This is a genomic window from Pontibacter sp. CAU 1760, assembly GCF_054482735.1.
In genome coordinates this window covers 101,564-122,705 of the sequence record NZ_JBTLRL010000005.1, presented here as the reverse complement: position 1 = coordinate 122,705, position 21,142 = coordinate 101,564, and the positions used below count along the sequence as shown (strand labels likewise).

The 21,142-nt window shown below is 51.0% G+C and carries 24 protein-coding genes; 8 read left to right on the top strand and 16 right to left on the bottom strand.

The window, feature by feature from the left end:
• Nucleotides 1-56: 56 nt before the first annotated feature.
• The 3 genes from ACXYMU_RS08885 to ACXYMU_RS08875 form a co-directional block, all read right to left on the bottom strand.
• Complete coding sequence (locus tag ACXYMU_RS08885; RefSeq protein ID WP_458986021.1) at nt 57-1,376, bottom strand: ammonium transporter; 1,320 nt, start codon at nt 1,374-1,376, stop codon at nt 57-59.
• Nucleotides 1,377-1,451: 75 nt separating this feature from the next.
• Complete coding sequence (locus ACXYMU_RS08880; protein ID WP_458986020.1) at nt 1,452-1,790, bottom strand: P-II family nitrogen regulator; 339 nt, start codon at nt 1,788-1,790, stop codon at nt 1,452-1,454.
• 456 nt (nt 1,791-2,246) lie between these two features.
• Nucleotides 2,247-3,293, bottom strand: a complete 1,047-nt coding sequence (locus ACXYMU_RS08875; RefSeq protein WP_458986019.1) for a threonine aldolase family protein — start codon at nt 3,291-3,293, stop codon at nt 2,247-2,249.
• A gap of 77 nt (nt 3,294-3,370) precedes the next feature.
• On the opposite strand from ACXYMU_RS08875, the gene ACXYMU_RS08870 reads away from it, so the two are divergent.
• The gene (locus ACXYMU_RS08870; protein WP_458986018.1) at nt 3,371-3,580 is read left to right on the top strand and encodes a hypothetical protein; all 210 of its coding nucleotides are present in this window, start codon (nt 3,371-3,373) and stop codon (nt 3,578-3,580) included.
• Nucleotides 3,581-3,692: 112 nt separating this feature from the next.
• Here ACXYMU_RS08870 and ACXYMU_RS08865 read toward each other — a convergent pair whose 3' ends face one another.
• Together ACXYMU_RS08865 and pyrE are read right to left on the bottom strand one after the other, a co-directional pair.
• Nucleotides 3,693-4,193, bottom strand: a complete 501-nt coding sequence (locus ACXYMU_RS08865) for a metallophosphoesterase family protein (RefSeq protein WP_458986017.1) — start codon at nt 4,191-4,193, stop codon at nt 3,693-3,695.
• A 138-nt stretch (nt 4,194-4,331) separates the two neighbouring features.
• Nucleotides 4,332-4,970 carry an orotate phosphoribosyltransferase gene (gene pyrE, locus ACXYMU_RS08860; protein WP_458986016.1) on the bottom strand — a complete coding sequence of 213 codons (639 nt, stop codon included), beginning with the start codon at nt 4,968-4,970 and terminating at the stop codon, nt 4,332-4,334.
• A gap of 108 nt (nt 4,971-5,078) precedes the next feature.
• On the opposite strand from pyrE, the gene ACXYMU_RS08855 reads away from it, so the two are divergent.
• Nucleotides 5,079-5,759 carry an NUDIX hydrolase gene (locus ACXYMU_RS08855; RefSeq protein WP_458986015.1) on the top strand — a complete coding sequence of 227 codons (681 nt, stop codon included), beginning with the start codon at nt 5,079-5,081 and terminating at the stop codon, nt 5,757-5,759.
• Here ACXYMU_RS08855 and coaD read toward each other — a convergent pair.
• The 3 genes from coaD to ACXYMU_RS08840 all read right to left on the bottom strand — a co-directional run bounded on the left by coaD (nt 5,713) and on the right by ACXYMU_RS08840 (nt 7,776).
• Nucleotides 5,713-6,192, bottom strand: a complete 480-nt coding sequence (gene coaD, locus ACXYMU_RS08850; protein WP_458986014.1) for a pantetheine-phosphate adenylyltransferase — start codon at nt 6,190-6,192, stop codon at nt 5,713-5,715. The two genes, ACXYMU_RS08855 and coaD, sit on opposite strands and share 47 nt — an antisense overlap.
• Nucleotides 6,193-6,319: 127 nt before the next feature.
• Nucleotides 6,320-7,207 (bottom strand): DUF3822 family protein, encoded by an 888-nt coding sequence (locus ACXYMU_RS08845; protein ID WP_458986013.1) that lies wholly within the window; start codon nt 7,205-7,207, stop codon nt 6,320-6,322.
• Between the two features lie 83 nt (nt 7,208-7,290).
• The gene (locus tag ACXYMU_RS08840; RefSeq protein ID WP_458986012.1) at nt 7,291-7,776 is read right to left on the bottom strand and encodes an NUDIX domain-containing protein; all 486 of its coding nucleotides are present in this window, start codon (nt 7,774-7,776) and stop codon (nt 7,291-7,293) included.
• A gap of 37 nt (nt 7,777-7,813) precedes the next feature.
• Here ACXYMU_RS08840 and ACXYMU_RS08835 point away from each other — a divergent pair, with 37 nt between their 5' ends.
• The 4 genes from ACXYMU_RS08835 (at nt 7,814) to ACXYMU_RS08820 (ending at nt 10,686) form a co-directional block, all read left to right on the top strand.
• A complete protein-coding gene (locus ACXYMU_RS08835; protein WP_458986011.1) occupies nt 7,814-8,284 on the top strand; it encodes a PaaI family thioesterase in 471 nt (156 codons plus the stop codon).
• A gap of 122 nt (nt 8,285-8,406) precedes the next feature.
• Nucleotides 8,407-8,598, top strand: coding sequence for a cold-shock protein (locus tag ACXYMU_RS08830; RefSeq protein WP_458986010.1), 192 nt, complete (start codon nt 8,407-8,409; stop codon nt 8,596-8,598).
• Nucleotides 8,599-8,745: 147 nt separating this feature from the next.
• On the top strand, nt 8,746-10,152 hold the full coding sequence (locus ACXYMU_RS08825) for an ATP-dependent DNA helicase (protein WP_458986009.1): 1,407 nt from the start codon (nt 8,746-8,748) through the stop codon (nt 10,150-10,152).
• Between the two features lie 84 nt (nt 10,153-10,236).
• Complete coding sequence (locus ACXYMU_RS08820; protein ID WP_458986008.1) at nt 10,237-10,686, top strand: DUF1573 domain-containing protein; 450 nt, start codon at nt 10,237-10,239, stop codon at nt 10,684-10,686.
• Nucleotides 10,687-10,798: 112 nt separating this feature from the next.
• Here ACXYMU_RS08820 and ACXYMU_RS08815 read toward each other — a convergent pair whose 3' ends face one another.
• From ACXYMU_RS08815 to ACXYMU_RS08785, 7 genes are all read right to left on the bottom strand, one after another.
• Nucleotides 10,799-11,176: a DUF423 domain-containing protein gene (locus ACXYMU_RS08815; RefSeq protein WP_458986007.1), complete on the bottom strand. Its 378-nt coding sequence runs from the start codon at nt 11,174-11,176 to the stop codon at nt 10,799-10,801.
• Between the two features lie 95 nt (nt 11,177-11,271).
• A complete protein-coding gene (locus tag ACXYMU_RS08810; RefSeq protein ID WP_458986006.1) occupies nt 11,272-11,718 on the bottom strand; it encodes a DUF2750 domain-containing protein in 447 nt (148 codons plus the stop codon).
• 153 nt (nt 11,719-11,871) lie between these two features.
• Nucleotides 11,872-12,711 carry a glycerophosphodiester phosphodiesterase gene (locus ACXYMU_RS08805; RefSeq protein WP_458986005.1) on the bottom strand — a complete coding sequence of 280 codons (840 nt, stop codon included), beginning with the start codon at nt 12,709-12,711 and terminating at the stop codon, nt 11,872-11,874.
• Between the two features lie 102 nt (nt 12,712-12,813).
• Nucleotides 12,814-13,494: a YggS family pyridoxal phosphate-dependent enzyme gene (locus tag ACXYMU_RS08800; protein WP_458986004.1), complete on the bottom strand. Its 681-nt coding sequence runs from the start codon at nt 13,492-13,494 to the stop codon at nt 12,814-12,816.
• A gap of 113 nt (nt 13,495-13,607) precedes the next feature.
• The gene (locus ACXYMU_RS08795; RefSeq protein WP_458986003.1) at nt 13,608-14,660 is read right to left on the bottom strand and encodes a vWA domain-containing protein; all 1,053 of its coding nucleotides are present in this window, start codon (nt 14,658-14,660) and stop codon (nt 13,608-13,610) included.
• A complete protein-coding gene (locus ACXYMU_RS08790) occupies nt 14,641-15,552 on the bottom strand; it encodes a hypothetical protein (protein WP_458986002.1) in 912 nt (303 codons plus the stop codon). Before ACXYMU_RS08790 ends, ACXYMU_RS08795 begins: the two co-directional genes overlap by 20 nt.
• The gene (locus ACXYMU_RS08785) at nt 15,545-16,426 is read right to left on the bottom strand and encodes a DUF58 domain-containing protein (protein WP_458986001.1); all 882 of its coding nucleotides are present in this window, start codon (nt 16,424-16,426) and stop codon (nt 15,545-15,547) included. Before ACXYMU_RS08785 ends, ACXYMU_RS08790 begins: the two co-directional genes overlap by 8 nt.
• A 58-nt stretch (nt 16,427-16,484) precedes the next feature.
• Here ACXYMU_RS08785 and ACXYMU_RS08780 point away from each other — a divergent pair, with 58 nt between their 5' ends.
• Complete coding sequence (locus tag ACXYMU_RS08780; RefSeq protein WP_458986000.1) at nt 16,485-16,892, top strand: DUF4296 domain-containing protein; 408 nt, start codon at nt 16,485-16,487, stop codon at nt 16,890-16,892.
• 3 nt (nt 16,893-16,895) lie between these two features.
• On the opposite strand, the gene ACXYMU_RS08775 is transcribed toward ACXYMU_RS08780, so the two are convergent.
• The gene (locus ACXYMU_RS08775; RefSeq protein ID WP_458985999.1) at nt 16,896-19,136 is read right to left on the bottom strand and encodes an ATP-dependent helicase; all 2,241 of its coding nucleotides are present in this window, start codon (nt 19,134-19,136) and stop codon (nt 16,896-16,898) included.
• 294 nt (nt 19,137-19,430) lie between these two features.
• Between ACXYMU_RS08775 and ACXYMU_RS08770 the strand changes: the two genes are divergently transcribed.
• Nucleotides 19,431-21,062, top strand: coding sequence for an ankyrin repeat domain-containing protein (locus ACXYMU_RS08770; protein ID WP_458985998.1), 1,632 nt, complete (start codon nt 19,431-19,433; stop codon nt 21,060-21,062).
• The last annotated feature ends 80 nt before the right edge of the window (nt 21,063-21,142 follow it).

The following is a 21,142-nucleotide window of genomic DNA, read 5'->3' as shown; positions in this document are numbered from 1 at the left end:
CTGATCACATTACCACCTGTTTTACCTTCCATGTCAATAGAATTCGTTCGTACTGCTTATTTCATCACCGCGGTTTTTTGTGCCTCTTTGGCATTGCGTGTGTTCATCGCAATCATCATCTCCTTTTCGTCCAGGCTCATTTCGTAACCCGTTCCGCTGAAGTCTGGGTAGGCGTGCATCTTGTGTTCGTGGATATCCAGTCCTTCCACTTCTTCTCTGGCGCTCACCCTGATTCCGATAGTTGCCTTTAAGGCATACCACAGCAGGAAGGCGAAAGCAAAGCTGAACACACCAATCGCACCTATACCGATAAACTGACTGATCAACTGGTCTGTGCCGGCGAGCCCGCCGAATATACCCACGGCCAACGTTCCCCAGATGCCACACACCAGGTGTACAGAAAGCGCGCCTACCGGGTCGTCCAGGCGGATGCGGTCAAAGAACCCCACTGCCATCACGACTAGCGCACCTGCCACAAAACCGATGATGATGGAGTCGGTTACGCCCATCTGGTCAGCACCAGCCGTGATGCCTACCAAGCCGGCCAGAATACCGTTCAGCACCATCGTGATGTCGCTTGCTTTAAAGAGAATCAGTGAGAAGATGCATCCCCCGATGGCACCAGCTGCAGCTGCAAGGCTGGTCATCACCAGTACCCGCGATACCGCTCCCGGATCAGCAGACAGCACAGAGCCACCATTGAAGCCGAACCAGCCCAACCACAGGATAAACACCCCAATGGTAGCCAGCGGAATACTGTGGCCCGGTATAGGCTTGATCTTGCCATCCACGTACTTGCCGATTCTTGGCCCCAGCAGCATGATACCCGCCAACGCTCCCCAGCCGCCCACAGAGTGCACGATCGTAGAACCTGCAAAATCATAGAAAGGAACAGAAAGCGTGTTCAGGAAGCCGCCACCCCATTTCCACATGCCTACGATGGGGTAGCAGATGCCCACAAACAGGACAGAGAAAATGATGAAGGACGACAGTTTGATGCGCTCGGCTACAGCACCTGAAACGATGGTGGCAGCTGTTGCGGCAAACATGCCCTGGAAGAGGAAGTCAGTCCAGTAGGTATAGCCTTCGTTGTAGGCCGATGTTTCGCCGCCCTCTGGCAGTGGGATGCCCCAGCCCGAGAAGCCGAAGAAACTGCCCTCGAAGGCACCGCCCGGATACATCAGGGAAAAACCCCAGAGCGCATACGTGATCAGGCCTATGGCCGGAATCATACTGTTCTTGAAGAGGACGTTTACCGTGTTTTTTGATCGGGCCAGCCCCGACTCCAGCGTGGCGAACCCAAGGTGCATCACAAATACCAGGAAGATGGAAACCATCATCCAGACGTTGTTAGTGACAAATAATTCTTGTGACATGGTTGAAAATTTATGTTTGAAATTGGTTAAAAGTGCTTGAGAATTGCCTGTAACTACAGGGGGAGGGCCAAGGGGTTAAAGGGCTAATTCGCCTACCTCGCCATTTCGGATGCGGATGACGGATTCAACATCCATGATGAAGATCTTGCCATCGCCTACCTTTCCGGTGTTGGCAATGCGAAGAATGGTGGCTACCACGTCATCCACATGGTCTTCGGTGGCGATCAACTCGATTTTGGTTCTTGGTATAAACCCGACGCTGTAGGTGGTGCCCCGGTATACCTGCGATGAGCTGTGCTCCATTCCGAACCCTTTCACATCGTAAGTACTCATAAAGGCGATCCCTATCTCTGTAAGGGCTTCATAAACCTCCTCAAATTTGGATGTTCTGATGATGGCTTCAATTTTCTTCATTCTCTACGATCTTTTAGTTAGGGGTTGTTTTTATAGGGGGTATGTTTAATTATAATGCTAATGTATACACTGACCCCATATAAAACAATAGGGGTATGTGTAAAAATTTACAAAAGTTTTAAAAAAATGGGTGTATGGTTGGGACCCTTTTAGCGAAAAGAGTAGTTTGTTAGCATATTCGATATTCATGTAAACCATTCCAAAACATGAATACTAAGCAAATAAAGGGGGTATGGGTATAAATATGAAGCTATGTAAGGATATGGTAGTGTTTGGATATGGTTGTTTAATAAATAACTATTAAAATCATCTGATGGGGGTATTAAAAAGTAGGGGGATATCAGAGAAATTTCTAGAACAACGAAATTAGGAGATCCTGTAGAGGAGCCATAAAATCAGAAAGGGGGAACGCTGACCTGGCAGCGTTCCCCCTTTCTGATTTTATGGTGTTTTGTACTATAGCGTGGCGGCGGTCACTTGATTCAGGGATTGCAACACCTTTAAGGTACGCTGTAACATTTCCTCAGTCACATCCAGGTGGGTGACAAACCGGATCATCTGTGGCCCGAAACTGGACGCACGAATTCCGTTGCTGGCCAGCAAATCCACGAAAGCCTTATCGGTATACCGCTGGTTTAGTTTAAATATGACGATGTTCGTTTCCACGGGCAGTACGCTTTCCACATAGTCTGTCTGCAGCAGTGCTTCTTCCAGAGCTTTGGCCATCTGGTGGTCCGCTTGCAGGCGGCTGATATGGTGGTCGAGGGCATAGGTGCAGGCGGCAGCCAGGTATCCTGCTTGCCGCATACCACCTCCCAGCACCTTTCGCACCCGCTTCGCTCTTTTGATAAAGGCATGGCTGCCCAGTAACACCGAGCCCACTGGGGCTCCGAGCCCTTTAGAGAGACACACAGAGATACTATCGAAATACTTGCCGTACGCCAATGCGTTGTCGCCGGAGGCCACAAGGGCGTTAAATACGCGGGCGCCGTCCAGGTGCAAGGCCAGTGCATGGCGCTGGCATACCTCAGCGATGGCCGCAATCTCGGGCAGGGTATAAAAGGTGCCCCCACCTTTGTTGCAGGTGTTCTCCAGGGCCACCAGCTTAGTTTCCGGGAAGTGCACGTTGTCCAGCGGACGGATGTGGGCTTCTACCTGCTCGGGTGTCATCTTGCCCCGGTTGCCATATACCAGGGCCATCGAAGCGCCGGAGTTGAACGGGATGCCGCCTCCCTCATACTGGTAGATGTGGGCCGTGATATCACAGATGACTTCGGTGAGCGGCTGCGTGTGCACTTTGATGGCGATCTGGTTGGTCATGGTGCCGGAAGGGCAGAAGAGGCCAGCCTCCATCCCGAACATGGCTGCCGCTTTTACCTCCAGTGCATTGATGCTGGCGTCTTCCCCGTACACGTCGTCGCCCACCTCGGCACCGAACATGGCTTGCAGCATGGCTGGCGTGGGTTTGGTAACGGTGTCAGAACGCAGGTCTGTTATTTGCATATCAATTAGATTCTCTAAATACTTTACTTTGTAAAATTAAAAACTTACTTTTGCCGTTCAAATTAAATATTGCAACGATGGGAGTTACTAGATTAAAAAGAAAAGATCGCAAGAACAAGGCAAGAGCAAACAACAAGGTAGCGCGTATCAAGCAGCTGCTGTTAACGCCTGTAATTAAGAACGTTGACATGGACGAGCTGAGAGCTCAGTTCGGTGAAGCACCTAAGAACAAGAAGGAAAACACCGAGGAGCCCGCTGCCAAAACAGAAGAAGCTTCTGCTGAGTAGTTCTTTTTAGGGGTATGTAAGCCCATCTGCCTGCCGCTGCTATTCCAGCACAAATGGCGGCGGCTTACTAAAAAGATTTCAAAGTGTGTTTGCTACGGCAGGCACACTTTTTTTATGCCCTTTTGCCAAGCTCAATCACCTGCAGGTCCTGTATCTTGCCGTTTTCTATAGCAAAACGCACCATAGTGCGCACCTTATGGAAGCCGTGCTTGCCTGCAGCCCCTGGATTGATGTGCAGCAGGTTGCCCAACTTTTTGTCTGGCATCACTTTGAGGATGTGGGAATGGCCGGTGATGTAAAGTTGCGGTGGGTTTGCTTTGATCAGTTCGCGCACATCGGGGTGATATTTGCCGGGGTAGCCACCGATATGCGTCATGAGCACATCCAGGCCCTCCACAGCGAAGCGTTCTACCTTCGGGTACAGCTGGCGGACATCGGCCCCGTCGATATTGCCATATACCCCACGCAACGGCGCTATAGCGCTGAGGCGCTCGGACACTTCTGCTGTGCCGAAATCGCCGGCATGCCATATCTCATCCCTGTCCGAGAGCAGCCGTAGTATCTGGTCGTCTAAATAAGAATGGGTGTCGGAGAGGAGACCTATCTTTCGCATGCTTTTTCTGAGATTTTATGCCTAAACGTTTTCGCTGCTGCCCATTTTAGAGTAGACAGCACTGCCAGGAAAAATGAAGGCGAAGCCTTCGCCCCGCCCTTTGATGTGAACTGTTGCAACCCTTGCGCTGTCGCGAAGCTATACCCCCCAGGTTTCAGGAGACTTGCGCCACTGCGCCAGGGTGTCCATCGCGTCTGCCGGGATGTAACCGTTTGACAGGGCTGCCTGGGTCAGGGCGCTATAGTCGCTAAGGCAGTGCAGGGTGATTCCTGCTTGCCGGAAGTTCTCGTCTGACACGGCAAAGCCGTACGTGAAAATAGCGGCCATACCGATCACCTCAGCGCCGGCAGCCTGCACGGCGGCGGCGGCCTTCAGAGAGCTTCCGCCCGTCGAGATCAGGTCTTCCACCAGCACTATTTTCTGGCCCTCCAGCAGCCTTCCCTCAATCTGGTTGCCCATGCCGTGCTTCTTCGGCTCGGGTCGCACATATAGGAACGGCATCTCCAGCAGGTCGGCCACCAGGGCTCCCTGCGCAATGCCAGCCGTGGCCACGCCCGCAATAGCATCCGCTTGCGGATAGTGAGTTTTAATCAATTCTGCTAACTGTTGCTTGATGTAGCTGCGTATATGTGGAAAGGAAAGCGTGACACGGTTATCGCAGTATATCGGCGAATTCCAGCCGCTGCTCCATTTAAACGGCTGTTCAGGTCTGAGTTTAACCGCCTCTGTTTCCAGCAGGTACGAGGCCACCTGTAGTGCTGTGTTTGTAGAATCCATGGCCGAATTTACATAAATATTCTTCCTTTTTCAGCTTGCTGATTTTGTTTCAGTTGATTTATTTATTGCTTTGTGTAAAATACGGTTTCATCAGAAGCACCCAAGCGCATGAATGTTTTTATAAACGATATCCCTTTGATCATTAAGAAGGCGACAGAAAAGGTGTACAAGCATGAGTATGACTTGATGCTGAAGGCTTCCGATCATTTCACCTCCAAGGATTTGGTAGGGGATGTGATCATCAAGGACGCTGATGCCCACCTGATCGACCGTATCGTGCGGTTGATGGAGGTGAAGAAGCTGAAGAAGCTACGCTCGCTGACGCTGGTGACCGATAAAAAGAAAAAACTCATCGAGCACCTGAAAGATCAGTTTAAGATTGTGCGTGCAGCCGGTGGCCTTGTGCTGAAAGACGACAAGATCCTGATGATCTACCGCCTGGGGGTATGGGACCTGCCGAAAGGCAAGCTCAACAAGAAAGAGAAAGTACAGGAAGGCGCCTTGCGCGAAGTGGAGGAGGAGTGCAACATCCAGGTGGAAGTGGCCAAGAAGCTACCCAAAACCTGGCACTCGTATGCCTACAAGGGCAAGAAAATACTCAAGAAAACCAGCTGGTACGTAATGACCTGCACCGACGACAGCCTGATGAAGCCGCAGGCCGAGGAGTTTATCGAGGAAGTGCGCTGGATGACACCGGAGGACGTGCTAGAGGTGCTGCCGAAAGCTTATACCTCCATCGCCTTTATTGTCCGACACTATCTGCAATCTCTGAAAACCGGAAAGGTATAAACTGATCCACGTTGCCGCCAAAACGGTGAATTTCCCGGATAATGGACGAGCTGATGGCCGCCAATTGAGGGGATGTGATCAGGAAAACGCTTTCCAGGTCATTGTTCACGTGGCGGTTCGCCTGCGCGATGGTGTTTTCATACTCAAAGTCGGTGGTGTTCCGGAGCCCGCGCAGCAGGAACTGGGCGCCCACCTCGCGCGCGAACTCTGCCGTAAGCCCCTTGAATGTCTGCACCTTGATGTTAGGCTCGTCCTTGAAAAGTGCTGTCATCACCTCAAACATCTTCTGAATAGGTATGTAGCGCTGTTTGCTGCTGTTATTGCCAATCGCCACGATAACTTCGTCAAACAGTTTGGCACCCCGCATCACCACATCGTAGTGTCCGTTCGTGAAAGGGTCGAAAGAGCCGGGAAACAGGGCAATTCTCTTCATAAGTTATTTCTGATTACTGGATGCTGACTAGTTAAATTTAGTCTGGTATAAGTGGCCAAGAGTTTCGAACGTGGGTGGAATTCTAATAACACCCGATTACTCCTTTTATCTCGATTCGGGATTGATGCTATTCGCTTAAATGCAGGCTGTATAGCTCAAAATACCGGTGCTCAAACATATCATGGAACTTGTAGCTATACTCCACATCGGTTGGTTTCCTGCCTAGCTTTACCTGCCGGATATACTTCTGCAGGATATGGAACAGGGAAGAGTCGTGGGTGATGTCGCCCCACGCTAGAATGGTTTCCTGCTCCGGGTTCAGTTTCTGCTCCTGCATCACAAACACGATAAAGTAAATAAAGTCTTCGGGGCTCTGGTACGGGAACACATTGCAGAACTCCAGCCCGTTTTCACTTACAATGAGTATCGTTACAAAATTGCGCTCCACGAAAACATTCATCTGCCTGGTAGCACTACGGCCGGTATGGTGCAGAATACTTCGGATCAGCACGCTGGTCTGGTGCAGCACCTTTGGCTGGGATCGTTGGAAAATATCCTGCAGCGCCTCGTAAGCAGCCGCATCCACCGAAAAGATATTCACCGCCTCTAAGCCGCCATGGCGATGGGCCAGCACAACATCCTGCAGTTCGTTCAACTCGCTGTGCAGGCGCAGGTAATCTTCCCGGTGTGCCGGGTCGTAAAGGGTTTCAGGCACCAGCGTAAAGTGCTGGTTGCTGAAAGAAGCCCGCACTGCATTCCACTGGGTTTCCTGTAGTAAAGGGTTCTCTGAGGCAATCAGGCGCAACTGCTCAGCCATCTGCAAAGGTGTGAATACCGTGATCAGCTCATAATCCTCAAGCACCACAAACTTATTCCGTACGGTGTCTACTACAGCCAACCGAATGGCCTTTTGGCTGAGCGAAAGGTATAAATTACAGTAAGAAGCCTGCGAAAGCGCAAATGCTTCGTCCTGGATTTTATGGGAAAGCCGGTAATGGGTGTTGATGGTATTCAAACTGTCAGATTTAAGGTGCCTTTTTGCAGCTGGCAAGGTATTGCAAGTATATAAAAATTATGGCAAATGGCCGCAACGTGCTGTTATGCCAGAAAATAATGATTCATACCTAGCAGGTCGTCAAGGGAATAAAGCAGTTGTAGCGTGCGGTGCTTGTCCTGTAAGGGGATAGCATTTAGTTCCTTCAAAGAGAGCCAATCGACTTGCTCCAGCAGTTGCTCACCGGCATTCGATTCAGGGTCCAGGCCTGTCTCAAGGCTTCCGCCTACCACGCTTACCTCAAAGAACAGCTCCACGGCGTGAAGGGGGGAGCGTAAAAACTCGTTCACGAAGAGGAATCTGTTGACACGCACGTTTAAGCCGGTTTCTTCCTTGAACTCGCGGGCCAGGCCCTGCTGCATGGTCTCGCCATACTCCAGGCCGCCTCCGGGCGGCGACCAGAACGAGTCGTTGCCAACGGTGTGGCCGTGCTTCACTAACAGGAGCTTATCATCTTGAATGCAGATGCCGCAAACCCGCACCCGAAGCTTTTCGGAGTAATTAGCGGCAAGTGGGTTAATTGTAGCCATATTTTGTGAATTTTGATCCGGGCAGTACTTTTACTGCATGATACAAACATTTAATCCTGACTTTGAGCAGGACATTCGGGTGAAGTTGGAGCGCCAGGAGTTTATGAAGCTGATGGGCTTCGAAGTAACAAAGATAGAAGTTGGCAGGATAGAAGGCGAATTGAAACTGGAGAAAAGGCATTTGCAGCATAAAGGTTTTACCCACGGTGGCGTGATCGCCACGCTTGCCGACATTGTGGCGGGCTTTGCTGCCGTCAGCCTCGTTCCCAAAGAACACCAGGTGGTAACCGCCGAACTGAAGGTTTCTTACTTCCACCCGGGCATTGGCGAGAAGCTGGTGGCGAAGGGGTACGTGATCAAGCCAGGGCGCAAGCTTAACTTTTGCGAGGCCGAGGTTTATGCGCTACAGGGCGACTCGGAACCACTGCTGATCGCAAAGGCCTCGGCCACGATGGCAACCATTACGCCAGCCGACCTGCAGGCCCGCCAAGAGGCGCTGAATCAATAGTGGCTTTAAACGCTTGTAAGGGCACTTTCATATTTATTTTCAGGAAATAGAAGAAATAAACGCTAAAAGCTGAACATTTTGATCTTGTTTTATGTACTTTTAGGGAAAACAAAATTATTATCATGAACAAAGGAGTAGTAAAGTTCTTCAATGAGACAAAAGGATTTGGTTTCATTAAAGATGAAAATTCAGGACAAGAGTATTTCGTACACGTTAGCGGTCTTGTTGACGAGATCAGAGAAAATGACGAAGTAACTTTTGAGTTAAAAGAAGGAAGAAAAGGACTAAACGCTGTGAACGTTAAAAGAGCTTAGTTCTTAGACATACACGTTAGTTAAAAAACTCAAAAAGCCCTGCCTTATGGTAGGGCTTTTTTGTGCCTTACACTTTGCGGCTGTATCTTTACCTTAGTCGCCACGGCAACCAACGCCGGCTATTACCATTATCTGTTAACTTACCGCATGCGCCCCCTAGAAGCCTTAAAGCATAACTTCCCGTTCGAACCTACCGATGACCAGGCCCAGCTCTTCACGAAGCTGGAGGAGTTTATACTGGCGAAGCAGGAAGAGCGGCAGGTTTTTCTGCTGAAAGGGTATGCCGGTACCGGAAAAACCACGGTGGTAACCTCGCTGGTGAAAATCCTTAACACGTTTGGGTATAAGTATGTGTTGCTGGCACCCACCGGGCGTGCTGCCAAGGTGATGGGTAGTTACAGTGGCCGGCCAGCGCAAACCATCCACAAGAAAATTTACCGCCAAACGGCCAACCCTTTTTCAGAAGGCCTTTCCTTTACAAGGCAACCCAACAAAACGGACAATACCTTTTACATTGTCGATGAGTCCTCTATGATCTCAGATGAGAGTGGATTCGGGGACAAGGGATTGCTGGAGGACCTGCTGAGTTATGTGTTTGATAAGAAGAACAACAAGCTGCTGCTGATCGGGGATACAGCCCAGTTGCCCCCGGTAGGGCAAACGCTCAGCCCCTCGCTGGATGCTGAATACCTGAAGCAGAACTTCTGGTGTAACGTGCAGCAAATGGAGTTGCGCCAGGTGATGCGCCAGGCCGAGGCCTCGGGTATACTGATGAACGCCACCAAGCTGCGTGATCAGATGAAGCAGGAACCTCTCGAGATCAAACTTTTTACCAAAGGTTGGCGCGACATTTTCCGGATGACGGGAGAGAAGCTGGAAGACGGCTTGCGGTATGCCTATGATAAGTTTGGAGTTGAGAACACCATTATCATCTGTCGCTCGAACAAGGCGGCAAACCTCTATAACCAGCATGTGCGGCGGCGCATCTTTTTTGCCGAGGATGAGCTTGGGGTAGGGGATTACCTGATGATTGTCCGTAACAACTACTTTTGGCTGCCCAAAGAATCGGACATTGGCTTTATGGCCAACGGCGACTTTGTGGAGGTCACCAAAATTATCCGCTACGAGGACATGTATGGCTTCCGCTTTGCCGATGTCCGGATCCGATTCGTGGACTACCCGGATGCGCAGGAAGAGGAAGTCAAGATTATGCTTGACACCCTCTATACCGATACGCCTGCGTTGCCTACCGACCAGAACCGCAAGCTGTATGAAGCCGTGCTGGAAGATTACATGGATATCAAAACCAAGCGGGAGCGTAACAAAGAACTGAAGAAAAACCCATACCTGAACGCGCTGCAGGTCAAGTTTGCCTATGCCCTGACTTGCCACAAGGCGCAGGGCGGGCAGTGGAAAGCGGTGTTCGTGGATCAGGGGTTTTTGAAAGACGATATGATCAACGAGGAATTTGCCCGCTGGCTGTACACAGCGCTCACCCGCTCTTCGGAGGAGTTGTACCTCCTGAACTTTAATCAGCAATTATTAGTTACGTAACAAAAGAAAATCTTATTTTGCATCGTTATATGTAAAATTCAGTATAAGCTATTGCAATAACCTTAACCTTTTATCAAGACAGAGATGAAAAAAGTACTTCTTTCTTTTGCTTTTGCAGCGCTAGTAGCTGGAGGCACCATGGCTCAGGAGCAACCTAAAGCTAAGGCTACTGCTCCACAAGTGCAGGCTACTAACGGCCCAGGGCTTACGTTTGAGGCGACTGAGCACAACTTCGGCGACATTAAGCAGGGAGATGTGGTAGAGCATACCTTTAAGTTCACGAACACGGGCACACAGCCGCTGGTTATTGAGCGCGTAGATGTAACCTGCGGTTGCACCACGCCAAACTGGACCAAAGAGCCTGTGATGCCAGGTAAGACTGGTTTTGTTACGGCCAAGTTTAACAGTGCCGGTAAAATGGGCCAGCAGAAAAAAGCAATCACTGTGCACTCTAATGCGGCCGATGGCGCCAAGTATGTGTATATCGTGACCAATATCCAAGACAAGTCTACTGCCAGTGCAGTAAAACAATAAGTATCGCTGCAACTGCAGCTACCAACAAAAAGAGCCGCTCCGATAAGAGTGGCTCTTTCTGTTTTGGGAGGAATGATGCTACAAATCCAGATGGGTTTGGAACGTTCGTTCACTAAAATGCTTTCAGTACGGCATAGAACAGGGCACCCCAACCCACAATCAGCGCTGTGCCGCCAATAGGCGTTATCGCGCCTAACCAAGTGATGCCTGTTAAGCAGAGGGTATAAAGAGAGCCTGAAAAGACTAGGATGCCCAGAAAGAAGCACCAGGCCGCTACCTGCAGGGCCGGTTGCTCTACCCGGAACAAAAGCAGGCCAATGGCCAGCAACGCCAGCGTGTGGTACATCTGGTAGCGAACAGCAGTCTCAAAGGTGTCTACTCGGTTGGTTTCTCGAAGCATCGGTCCCAAGGCATGCGCCCCGAAAGCCCCGATGGCTACCGTTAACGCCCCAAAGGCTGTGGCGATCAATAATATCGTTTTTTGTGTCACGCTAATAGGGTATGTGATGTGAAGGTCTGTTGATTGTAGTGCAGCAGGTATAAGGGCTACAGCACCCGGCATTCAGAAATGCTTCGCCCGAAGAATTACTCCTGGTCGAGCGCCTCGACAACCTGTTCCTCAAACTCGTCCTGGCTCTCATACTGCTCGAAGTCAAGCTTCTTATTGTTTGCTTTCAATTCTTTAATCACATCGTAGGCAACGGCTAAAGGCTCAGCCTCTTTCCCGCTCAGGTCAGCGCCCCAGTCGGCCCCGAGTAAAAGGCCATCGCCATACATACCCACACACCAGTTTTCCAGAAACTCAACGAGTGATATTTTTTCAGTTACATAGTTTTCCCATTCATCTTCAGAACAGGCGGCAGCGCCTTCCTGTGTCGACCAGAACAGAATAACTTCATTTTCCGCGTCTTCTGCGGAGTTAGAAGTTGCCCAGGTCTCGTCTTTGGTTAGTCCCCACACGGCATCTGTTTCGACAATTCGCTTCACAAACGCTTCATAAACTTTGTCAGGCGTGGCGGCAGGTTGCATCATAAATGGTTAGGTATTTTTAATTTTAGTTAAAGTCTCAAGAGGTCAATCAGCTTGTTTTCGCCAAGGTTATGGCTTCAGTTGGGTAGCAGGGTCGTGGTGCGCACAGCATATTAGCCTTAATGGCCTATGAAGATCAAAAGTATATATTTTAAATCATAATTTTTGAAACAGATTCGGATAATCTGAAATTATTCCATCTACTCCCATGTGTTTTAACTGCTGCATCTGCTCCAAATCGTTTACCGTCCAGGGAATTACTTTTATTTGCTTTTGATGCGCTTGCTGCACTAATTCCGGGGTTACAAGCCCATGGGCAGGACTATAGATGGTTGGGGTGAAGCCTAAAGTGGAGAGGTTCTCTTTTAAGGTAGCCTTATTCTCAACCAGCAGCGCTGTTTTAACATCTGGATATTTTCGGTGCAGCACCTGGAGCGTACGCACATCAAACGACTGAATTATTACCCAGGGTAGCAGGTCCTTTTGCTTGATAACGGCAACTAATTTTTCGACAAACTCCTGCGGCTCCGGGTGGTATTTGTTATCGCTTGCAGGCTTTGATTTTGTTTCGATGTTGTAAAACACCTGCGGCAATTGGTGCGCCTGCAAATAGGTTTGAACAGTATCGAACACTTCAGCCAGGAGGGGTTTGTAAGCGGGGGCCAATACCTGTTCCGGAAAGCGGCGATGGGGTTTAGAGCCTACATCAAACCCCCTGATCTGGCTGTATGGCATTTGGTACAGCACGAATTTACCAGCGTCTGCCTCCGGTATCTCAGCACCATCGGGGAGCAGTTCGTGGTCGGGGTTGAAGTACGGATCATGCGAAAGCAGCACCTGGCCATCCTGGCTGATGTGCACATCCATCTCCAGCGTCGTGACGCCCAGCTCCAAAGCTGTCACCATGGCTGCTAAGGTGTTTTCTGGGCGCAGGCCGCGTGCCCCGCGGTGCCCTTCCGTATCGAATGCCGGTAAGCTGGCAGACTCCGTTTGCATATGCTGAGAACAGGAGGTTAGAGTAAGCAGGAGCAGAGCTACACCTGCCGTAAGCAAAGCGCTTCGAATCATCTATACATCAGAACTAATACACATTTATGATCAATTATAGTTGCGGCTGCCAAATACGCCGCTGCCAACCCGAATCATGGTACTGCCCTCTTCCACGGCCAGTTTCCAGTCAGAAGTCATGCCCATAGATATTTCCCTGAAGTCGTCGTTGGCGAAAAAGAAGGTTTCCTTCAGGTTCTGGAAGCATTCGCGGAGATAAATGAACTCCTGTCGCAGCTTGTTTTGGTCTTCTGTGTTGGTGGCAATGCCCATCACGCCGGTCAGCCTGATATATTTCAGTTGGCGGTATTCATCGGTTTGCAACAGGGCCACCGCCTCGTCATACGTCATCCCGTATTTGGTCTCCTCATCCGCGATGGAGAGCTGCAGCATACAGTTTATGGGAGTGGTGCGCCCAAACATCTCCGCCCTTTTGTTGATTTCCACTAGCAGTTTCAGGCTGTCCACAGACTCGATCGTGTCGATGAACTCCGCAATGTATTTTACTTTGTTTGTCTGCAGATGGCCGATCAGGTGCCAGGCAATGTCATGCGGCAGCAAATCACGTTTCTCGATCAGTTCCTGCACTCTGTTTTCGCCGAACAGGCGATGCCCGGCATCATAGGCTTCTTTTATTTTCTCCACAGAGTGGGTCTTAGAAACCACTACCAGGCGGCAAGGCGTGGTCCGGAGTTGAGCATCAAAGTAAAGTATATTTTCAGCGATAGACATGTTGTTTGATCGTAGGGTTAATGATATAGTTATGAATATAACAGCACTTGTTTAAAGCCCATACCTGATGGTGGTACTGCTTGAGCCGAATCCGTAAGCTGGTCGCGGGCAGCTTAATCTTCCAGCACGTTGGTTAAAAAGGTGTTTTTAAGCAGCATCCAGAGCACCAGCATCAGGAGAGCCCACTTCAAGTATACCTGGTAATAATCCTGGGTGTCGCGGAAGCGCTTTTCGGTTACCTCCGTTTTCTCCAGTTTGTTTATATTCCTGAAAATCTCTTGAAGCGCATCTTTGCTGGCCGCCCGGAAGAAGCTGCCTTCTCCCAGCGTGGCAATCTTGCGCAACGTAGACTCATCCAGCTGTGTCTCTACCAACATCGTTTTGCCAGTTTCCTCGTCTGTGTAAGGCACCTGTCCATCTTTACCGATACCAATGGTATAAAGTTTTATACCATAGGCAAAGGCCAGTTGGGCCGCCAGTTCCGGGTCGAGACTACCGGCCGTGTTCTCTCCGTCACTGATGAGGATGATCACTTTGCTTTTCGCCTCAGAGTCTCGCATGCGGTTAATGGCCACGGCCAGGGCGCTGCCAATGGCCGTGCCGTCGTTAGGAATCATTTTAAAACCGATGGAGCTGATGTTCTCGCGCAGCAGTTGGTAGTCTGTGGTCAGGGGGGAGAGTGAATAGGCGTCGCCGGCAAAAACCACCATACCGATGCGGTCCTGTACCCGCCCTTTTATAAAGTCCATGGCTACCTCTTTGGCGGCGGTTAGCCTGTCAGGGGCGATGTCCTGCAATTCCATGGATCCTGATACATCCAGCGCTAACACAATGTCAATTCCCTCAGCGGTTTGCTCTACCTGCTCGTTCACGCGCTGCGGCCGGGCCAAGGCGACCAGCACCAGCATGATAAACAGCATAAACACTACTTGTGGTATATACCGTAGCAGGCTGGTCCACTGCCAACGTACCTTGCTTTCAAACAGCGCCAGGTCCAGTTTATTTCTGGAATTGAGCGTGAAAAGCCATTTGAGCAGGAACAGCAAGGGGACAGCCAGCAACCCGTATAACACCAGCGGGTACACCCAGTCGAAGGAGCGGAACGTGCCGAGCGTGAACCACTCCAGGCTAAGCCACTCCCAGAAGTTATCGCTTATTCCTTGCATTCCTGATTATTTCTCGGTGAGTTTTGTAACGAGTTTTCGCAAAGCGGCGCAGCATTCCGAGCGCAAGGTTGGTTTCCCCCTCATACTCTGATTGCAGGTTGCCATATATGGTTTTGTCGCAGATGCGCAGGGCGGTATTCACCTCTTCGTCGTTTTCGTAAAATTCCACAATCTCCTTCGTAGTGAAGGAGTTGATCGCGCTTCGCTCTAGCTTGGTTAAGTAGTTCTTCCAAAGCGATACGCCTTTCTCCAAGCTCTGGGCTGCCCCGGATTTTTTAAAGCGGTCTTCGTGGGAGTTGTAGCGAGAGGCAAAGTACACGTGGTCTTGCCGGAGGCGGTAAAGCTTGTATTTGCGTTTTATGGCCTGCCCGAAAATCAACCATACCAAGCTGATGAACGTGGCGGAGGCAACCAGCCACAGGATAAGCGAGGGCCAGTTAAAGCGTCGCTCCACCGAAGCCAGCGCTGTATCTGCCTTCACCTGCAGCGGCTCCTGCACCAGGCTTACCAACTGCTTCAGGACCACCGTGTCAGTCGGTGCGTATACCATCTGTGTATCTGTCGGGCCCAGCACGTAAACGGGCAGCGACAAAGGCTGAAACGCAGTCGTCTCGAAGGTGCGCAGGGTATAAACGGCACTGTCGGTGCTGATGCCTGCCAGGGTATAGGTCGGGTAAAACTCCTTGGTCACCAATTCGAAAGGGGCGAAGTTATATTTCTCAGAAGGCAAAATCACTTCCTGTGAGGCCGGGTGCCGATGCACCAGGGTGTACCGGAGCAGGTCGCCTAACAGCACGGTATCCTGGCTGAAGCTGCCGACAGGTTTCGGCACCTGCCCCGATGCCTGCCACTGCAGCAGCATTAGCAAAATGATGAAGGCAGATCTAAGCACGTTTCTTGAAAGACTTGTTGCGGAGCCTGAATAGGTTGACCAGTTGGGGCACATAGTCCTCGTTTGTTTCGATGGTCAGGTAATTGGCCTGGTATTTCTGGCAAAGGCGCATCAGGTTATCCTGGTTTTGGGTATAGCGCTCGAGGTACTGTTTCTGAAAATCATCTCCGGAAGTATTAAGCCATAGGGTGCGGCCGGATTCCTTGTCCAGCACCGGCACAATGCCCATGGGAGGCAAATGGTGCTCCCGCACGTCCACCAGGTGCAGCACAATCAGGTCATGGCGCTTTGCCAGCATCGCCAGTTCTTTCTCGTAGTTGTTGTCGATAAAATCAGAAAGGAGCAGGATAATGCTGCGGCGCTTGATGATGTCCAGCGTTAACCTTATACCAGCTGACAGGTTTGTTTTGGCTGACTTGGGCTGCAACTCCGTCAGCGCTTTGATGATGCTGTAAGCCTGCTGTATGCCCTTGGCCGGTTTGATGTATTTTTCCTTCTGGTCGCTGATGCAGATGATGCCGATCTGGCTTTGCTGCCGGGCCGCCGAGAGGGCCAGCACGCCGCAGATCTCCTTGGCCACATCAATTTTCTTTTGGCTACCCGTGCCGATGGCCTGCGAGGCGCTGACATCCAGCATCAGAAACACCGACTGCTCTTTTTCCTCGCGGTAGGTCTTCACGAAGGTGCCGTGCCCTTTCGCCGACACGTTCCAGTCAATGGACCGCACATCATCGCCATACTGGTAGGCCCGCACATCGTCAAACTCGAGCCCGGTACCCTTAAAAACAGAGTGGAAGTCGCCCTGCATTTGGGTGGTGATGGCCTTGCGAATCCGGATTTCGTACTTGCGTAGCTTTTTTACGAGCTCTTTCATGGGCGGCAGCCGTGCGGTGTAATTTTCAATTTATAACTATATCACGTAATTTACACCCGTGATAAGACATTTCTATATACTTTTTTGCCTTTGCCTGCTGAGCTGTGCAAAGCAACCGGAAGAAAAGCCCGACTCCATGGTACCGAAGGCGAAGATGGTGCGCATTCTGGCAGACATCCATACCGCAGAGGCCATCATCGAGCGGAATGTGCCCTACCCCGACACTGCCTTGGTGGTATTCGCGGAGCGCCATGCCAACATCCTCAAAGGCTACCAGGTAAAAGAGCAGGACTTTAAGAAAACCTACCGCTATTACCTCCGCCACCTCGACGAAATGGATAAACTCTACGAGGTGGTGGTAGACACGCTAAGCGTTCGGGAGTCTAAAGCTAGGGCCAAAGAGGGCCTGGGCGAACCAGACGTGCAACAAGCCCCGGAGGGTCTGATGCCGGCGGCAAACTACTAATCGCTAGGCGTGTACCTTTAGCTTGGCAAAGCTTAGCAGCAGCGTCTTTTCGCCAACCTCATCGAAGTTGATGATGGCTTTGGTGCTGTTGCCCTGCGTGTCGATTTTAGCGACCACTCCAAACCCGAATTTCGGGTGCTCTACTTTCATCCCTGCCTGCAGGTTAGAGGTATCGCTGGCCTGGAAGTCGGCCGGAGGAGTATAATTGGTGGCCACCTGCTTACGGACCGGGGCCGCCACAAGGCTGCTTTTGCGCTGCAGTACCCTGTCAAACACGTTGTTGCTGGCAACTGCCGTGTCGCCGTACTTAAAGTTAACGTACTTGGGGTCAATCTCATCCAGGAAGCGGCTTTTCTCGCAGGCCCGCAGGTTACCCCATTGATAACGGCTGGTGGCGTACGTCAGGTACAGCTTCTTTTCGGCACGGGTAATGGCCACATAGAACAAGCGGCGTTCTTCCTCCAGATCAGCGCGGGAGTTGAGCATCATCTGGCTCGGGAAGAGGTTTTCTTCCATCCCCACGATAAACACGTTTTTGAACTCCAGCCCTTTGGCGGAGTGAATGGTCATGAGCGTCACAAACTCGCCGTCGTCGTCGGCTTTGGTATCTGCGTCCGTGATCAGGGCGATGTCCTGCAGGAAAGCCGAAAGGCTCTTATCCTCTTTCTCCGGGTTGTCCACGTACTCTTTTATACCGTTTAGCAATTCCTGGATGTTCTCATACCTGGCCAATCCCTCTACCGTTTTGTCCTGGTATAAATCGTCCACGATGCCGGAATGCTTGGCAATATGCTTGGCGGTTTCATACGCATCACTGTGCTCGGAGATGCGGGCAAAGTCACGGATCATCATCGAGAAGTTCTCGATGGCCATACCTACCCGGTTACCCAGAAACTCGCTGCCGTTCATCACCACTTCCCACACTGCGTGGTTGGTGTCATTGGCAATCACGAAGATCTTTTGCTCGGTGGTTTCGCCGATGCCGCGTTTTGGGTAATTGATCACACGGCGCAGCGCCTGTTCATCGTTCGGGTTCACCGTCAGGCGCAGGTAGGCAATCAGGTCCTTTATTTCCTTGCGCTGGTAGAAGGAGAGTCCGCCGATGATCTTGTACTTGATGTTCATGCGCCGCAGGGCTTCTTCCATCGCCCTCGACTGCGCATTGGTGCGGTATAGGATCGCGAAGTCGTCATAGGAGAGGTGGTTGCTCATCTTCTCCTCAAAGATAGAGGTCGCCACAAGTTTACCTTCCTCGTTGTCGGAGTTCGCCTTGATGACCTCAATGAGCGGGCCCTGCTCGTTGTCCGTGAACACATCCTTGCGGAGCTGTGCCTGGTTGTTTTTGATTACCGAGTTAGCCGCGTTCACGATGTTTTTGGTGGAGCGGTAGTTTTGTTCCAGCTTGAATACCTCAAGCTCCGGGTAGTCACGCTCAAAATTGAGGATGTTCTGGATATCAGCCCCACGGAATGCGTAAATCGACTGTGCATCATCGCCCACCACTACGATGTTGCGGTTCTGGGCTGCTAGTTTCCGCGTGATCAGGTACTGCGAGTAGTTGGTATCCTGGTACTCATCCACCATCACATATTTAAAAATGTTCTGGTACTTGTTCAGCGCATCCGGATGGTCTTTGAATAGCACGTTGGTCTGGAACAGCAGGTCATCGAAGTCCATGGCCCCGGCCCGGAAGCAGCGGCTCTGGTACATCTCGTATATCTTCCCGATTTTCGGGCGCAAGGCTGCCTCATCGTCTGCCTGTATGGTCGGGTCGTTGAGGTACTGCTTTACCGAAATCAGTTTATTCTTGGCCGAAGAGATACGTCCGAGCACTACGTTGGGCTTGTACAGCTTGTCGTCCAGGTTCATCTCCTTCACGATGTTCCGGATAAGTGTTTTGGAGTCGTCCGTGTCGTAAATGGTGAAGCTCTTCGGGTAACCGATCTTCTCGGCTTCCGCGCGCAGGATACGGGAGAAAACCGAGTGGAACGTACCCATCCATATGTTCTTGGCCTCGTTGCCAATCACCTTCTCAATTCGGTGGCGCATCTCCTTGGCCGCCTTGTTGGTAAAGGTCAGGGCCAGTATGTTGAACGGATCGACACCCTGACTGATAAGTTGGGCGATCCTAAAGGTCAGTACCCTTGTTTTGCCGGAGCCGGCACCTGCAATAATCATGGCCGGGCCTTCTTTGTGCAGTACCGCATTGCGCTGCGACTCGTTCAATAAGCTTATATAATCCATTTCTTCTCTTCCGCGTGCTACTTAAAGTGAATGCAATTTACGAATACTAATCCTTTTTCAGAACGGATGCACCATTTTGGCACGGCGCATGCAGCTAAATGTTTGGATAAGTCTTGCCCAATGAACAGGAACAGCAACGAAAGCGTTTAGAAATTAGCTTGTATCTTGCACCTTGAATCCATGAGCGGACTTCAGGTGTGGCAGGATTTTGATTTAAAACGGCAGAGTTGGTTTCTTTGTGGAATTTCTGAGCGATACAAGACTGCGATCACCTTATTCGGTTACAAAATTTATATGAAACGATTACTACTCATGTTGCTCTTGGGCAGTGCCAGCCATTTGGTGTATGCGCAGGGAACAACAAAGCCTGCCCCGGCTGCACCCAAAGCCAAACCAGCCGCCACAAAGCCAACAGGCATTACGGCAGCCGTGAAGCAGGCAGCCACAACCCCTGCCCCTGCGGTAGTAACAAAGCGCATATGGCGCACCCCGGCCATGGACGAGGCCATGGCGTATTACAAAGCCGTGCGTTTTAAGGAGGCCTATGCCAAATTCAGGGAGGCTATCGCGCAGGGCGATAAAGATGGTTATTATTTCATTGGGCGCATGCACCAGTTCCGGGAATTGAAGTATGATTCGGTTCGGATAGATACCATTCAGCAAGTAAGGGATGTAGAGCGCTTTTTCAGTGCAGACGAGGATTCGGCAAGCTATTATTATCAAAAAGCGCTGGATGAAGGAAGCCTGCTCGGGCACCTGGGCCAGGCGGAGATGATGGTCCTGCATTCTGAAGAGGATGTGCGTGTTTTCACCCAGCACATGCGCACGGCAGCCATGGAAATACGGGATAAAGCCGTGGATGGTGATGCCTTCAGCAATCGTATTTTGGGCGGGATGTACTACAACGGCTTCGGTGAGCTGATGGACAAGGGACTGGCCTTTAATTACCTGAGCCGGGCAGCAGCGGCTAAAGACGTGCCTTCTTATACCGCGCTGGCCAATTTATACCTGAACGGGGAGGGCGTAGGCAAAGACCTTGATAAAGCCGCTTATTGGCTAAGAAAAGGCGTGGAGGCCGGAGACCGCGAGGCAACCTATACCCTGGCGTTGCTGCACGAAGAAGGTACCCTGGGCGAAGTGAAAGTAGAAGAGGCCCGCAAACTATACCGCAAGGCCGTTGCCAAGGGCAGCATTAATGCTTACGAGCAGTTAATCTATATCAACCAAACGCCTGACCAGAAAGTGGTTATCGCCGCCATCAACCGCGATCCTGCCATGCTGCAGCGTGCCATTGCCGCCGGGGGAGATGTGAACACTCGTGCTGTACCCAAAGAGTACCGTGCCAACCTGCATGGGCGCACTCCTCTGATGCACACGGTCTATGTGCCCATGCTGTTGGAAGACTATGGCACAACCTATGAACCCTATGTGCGGTTCAAGACGGTGGCCCAACTCCTTAAAAACGGGGCGGATGTGAATGCACAGGACGAAGACGGCAAAACGGCCTTACACTACGTAGTCAGCTCCTCCAGAATCAAATCGGAGCTGTTTGAGATGGAGCAGGTGAATTTGCTGGACACGCTAATTAATAACGCAGCCGATTTGAATATACAGGATGCGGAAGGTAACACGGTACTGGCGCAAGCCCTCACAGCTACCATAGGGCAGCACATCGGCATCATGGAACTGGAGAAGCTGCTGAAGGCAGGCGCTAACCCCAACATCAAGAATAAAGTTGGCAAAACCCCGCTGATGCTCGCCTGTGAAATGGGCGCGAATTACGAAGTTATTGTAGCGCTGCTGCAAGCCGGTGCTAACCCAAAGCTGGAGGACAACGCCGAAAAGGCTGCCATCGATTATACCAAACACCATAACGTGCAGAATATCCTGCTGGCGTCCGGTTCACGCCCACCCAAGGGCCAATAGCCCGGCTAAGTAAGCCTGTGCCTTTATGCATAGGCTTATAGTGAGAGGTCCGGCTTTAAACTATTTTCTCCTTACCTTTG